The sequence below is a fragment of the Streptomyces oryzae genome (assembly GCF_017676365.1).
Classification (GTDB): Bacteria; Actinomycetota; Actinomycetes; order Streptomycetales; family Streptomycetaceae; genus Streptomyces; species Streptomyces oryzae.
On the sequence record NZ_JADKMA010000356.1, the window covers coordinates 1 to 3025 of the forward strand.

Below are 3025 nucleotides of genomic sequence, written 5' to 3' on the forward strand. Positions count from 1 at the left end.
GGACGGCGATGACCGTGTAGACGGTGACGGCGAACGGGGTGTTGACCAGGCCGGTGACGCTGCCGTCGCTGATCTGGAGCGCCCTGCGCAGCTGTTGCTCCGCGTTGGGGCCGAGGATGACGCCGATGATCGCGGGGAGCACGGGCAGTCCGTAGCGCCGCATCATCAGCCCGATGAGGCCGATGACCAGCAGGATCACCACGTCGACGGCCTCGCCGCCCACCGCGTAGGCGCCGACTGCCGCGAAGAAGAGGATGCCCGCGTACAGATAGGGGCGGGGCACCCGCAGCAGCTTCGACCAGACCGGCGCCAGCGGCAGGTTGAGGACGAGCAGCATCACCATGCCGACGAAGAGCGAGGCGATCAGGCCCCACACCAGCTCCGGCTCCCGTTCGAACAGCAGCGGGCCCGGCTGGATGCCGTACTGCTGGAACGCGGCGAGCATCACAGCGGCGACGGCGGTGGTCGGCAGCCCGAGGGTGAGCATCGAGACGAGAGTGCCGGCGGCGGAGGCCGAGGCGGCCGACTCCGGTCCGGCGACGCCTTCGATGGCGCCCTTGCCGAACTCCTTCTTGTGCTTCGAGAGCCGTTTCTCGGTGATGTAGGAGAGGAACGTGGGGATCTCCGCGCCGCCTGCGGGGACCGCACCGAACGGAAATCCGATCAGCGGTCCGCGCAGCCACGGCTTCCACGTACGCCGCAGCTCCTCCCGGCCCAGCCAGGGGCGGCCGACCGGGATGGAGGCGCCGGTCCCGCGCCGCAAGTGGGCGGCCACCCACAGCGCCTCGCCGATGGCGAAGAGGCCGACGGCGACGATCACCACATCGATGCCGTCCGAGAGCTGGAGGCTGCCGAACGTCAGCCGCTGCTGACCCGTCATTTGGTCCAGGCCGACCAGCCCGAGAGTCAGACCGATCAGCAGGGACGCGAAGCCGCGGATCCGGGAGGAGCCGAGCACGGAGGTGACGGCGATGAAGGCCAGCACCATGATCGCGAAGTAGTCGGGCGCTCCGATGTCCACCGCCAGGCTCGCCACGGTGGGCGCGAGGGCGACCAGCAGGATCGTGCCGATCAGGCCGCCGGCGAAGTGCCCGACGGCCGCGGCGGCCAGCGCCTGGGAGCCGCGGCCCGCCTTGGCCATCGGATTGCCCTCGATGGCGGCGATCACCGCCGCGCTCTCCCCCGGGGTGTTGAGCAGGATCGAGGTCGTCGAGCCGCCGAACATGCCGCCGTAGTAGATCCCGGCGAACATGATGAACGCCGCCGTCGGGTCGAGACCGTAGGTCACCGGCAACAGCAGGGCGACGGCCATCGCGGGGCCGATGCCCGGCAGTACGCCGATGGCGGTGCCCAGCAGTACGCCGGTTGCGGCCCACAGCAGGTTGAGCGGCGTCAGTGCCGTACCGAAGCCGTCTATCAGGGAGTTGACGGAGTCCATCGGTTACATCACTCCCATCAGTGGTCCGCCCGGCAACTGGACGCCGAGGAGCAGGTGGAAGACCGCGTACGTGCCCAGGGACAGCGCGGCGGCGATCAGCGGGTCGCGGGTGAGGGCGTGGGTGCGGCTGCCCAGCGCGAAGGCCGAGCCCCAGAACAGCAGTGCGCCGGCGAGCGGGAAGCCCAGCGGGTCGATCAGCGCGGCGAAGGCGAGGAAGACGCCCGCGAGCAGCGCGACCGTACGCCAGTCGCCCGGTTCGGCCAGATCGATGTCCTCTCCGCCCTCCGCCTCGCCGCGCCCGCCGCGCAGTACGTCGACGGCGAGCAGGACGGAGACGACGAGCAGCGCCACCCCGACGACGACGGGGACCGTGCGGGGGCCGACGGGGCCGCGTGCCCCGGCGTCGGTGGCCATGGTGAGGGCGTCGGTCAGTACGAGCACGCCGACGGCCAGCAGCAGGGCGCAGACGCCGAGTTCGGAGTAGGCACGCAGGCCGGTCGCCCGAGCGGCGGCCGGGGCCGGTTGCGTCTCTGGTGGTTCCGTTGCGCTCACTGTCCCAGCTCCTTCAGGACGGAGTCCACGCGCTTGTCCTCGCTCTTGAGGAAGCGTCCGTACTTGTCGCCGGGGAGCCAGGCGTCGTCCCAGCCGTTGGTGCGCAGCGACTTGCGCCACTCCTTCGAGTGACGAAGTTCGCGCATGAAGCGGATCAGTTTGTCCCGCTGGGCCTTGGACAGACCGGGCGGCGCCACCATGCCGCGCCAGTTGGTGAACTCCACGTTCACGCCCGACTCTTTGAGGGTGGGCGCGTCGAACCCCTTGACCCGCTTCGGCCCGGTGACCGCCAGCAGCCGCAGCTCGCCGGACTTGATCTGGTCGCGGTACTCGCCCAGGCCCGAGATGCCGACCTTCACCTTGCCGCCCAGTACGGAGGCCAGCAGTTCGCCGCCGCCGTCGAACGGCACGTAGTTGACCGACTTCGGCTCGATCCCGGCGGCGCGGGCCATCAGCATCGGCGCCAGGTGGTCGGGGCCGCCCGCCGAGGAGCCGCCGCCCACGGGCACGGACCGCGGATGCTTCTTCCAGTCGGCCAGGAGCTGTTCGAACGTCTTGTACTTGGAGTTCTTGGCGACGACGACGATGTCCGGCTCCTCGGTGAGCCGGGCGATCGGTGTCGCGTCGGCGAGCGTGGAGGGCGCGTGATTGGTGTGCACGGCGCCGACCACGCCGAGCCCCATGGACATCGCGAGCCTGCCGTTGCCGCGTTCGTTGACGAGGCGGCTGAGGCCGACGGTGCCGCCGGCGCCGGGCAGGTTGAAGACCTCGATGTTGTGGTTGAGCCCGGCCTCCTCGGCATTCTTGGCGGCGGTGCGTGCGGTGATGTCGTAACCGCCGCCGGGGGTGTTGGGCACCATGAAGCGCAGCCCGGGGATGTTCGTACCGCCTGTGGTGCCGCTGCCGGAGGTGATCAGTGGTGGTACGAGCAGCACGACAACCGCGGCTGCCAGGGGGGAGAGAAGGGCGCGCGTACGCACGCGGAACACCGCCTTTCCAGGGCAGTCCGGGGACGGGGGGTGGGGAGGCCCACAT

The 3025-nt window shown here is 70.4% G+C and carries 3 protein-coding genes; all 3 read right to left on the reverse strand.

Features of this window, described 5'->3' with window-relative positions:
* Nucleotides 1-1438, reverse strand: a 1438-nt coding sequence (locus ITI46_RS33915) for a tripartite tricarboxylate transporter permease (protein ID WP_209243816.1), incomplete at its 3' end; no start/stop codon positions are given.
* A 3-nt stretch (nucleotides 1439-1441) separates the two neighbouring features.
* Nucleotides 1442-1990, reverse strand: coding sequence for a tripartite tricarboxylate transporter TctB family protein (locus tag ITI46_RS33920; protein WP_209243818.1), 549 nt, complete (start codon nucleotides 1988-1990; stop codon nucleotides 1442-1444).
* Complete coding sequence (locus ITI46_RS33925; protein WP_209243820.1) at nucleotides 1987-2970, reverse strand: Bug family tripartite tricarboxylate transporter substrate binding protein; 984 nt, start codon at nucleotides 2968-2970, stop codon at nucleotides 1987-1989. Before ITI46_RS33925 ends, ITI46_RS33920 begins: the two co-directional genes overlap by 4 nt.
* Between the last annotated feature and the right edge of the window lie 55 nt (nucleotides 2971-3025).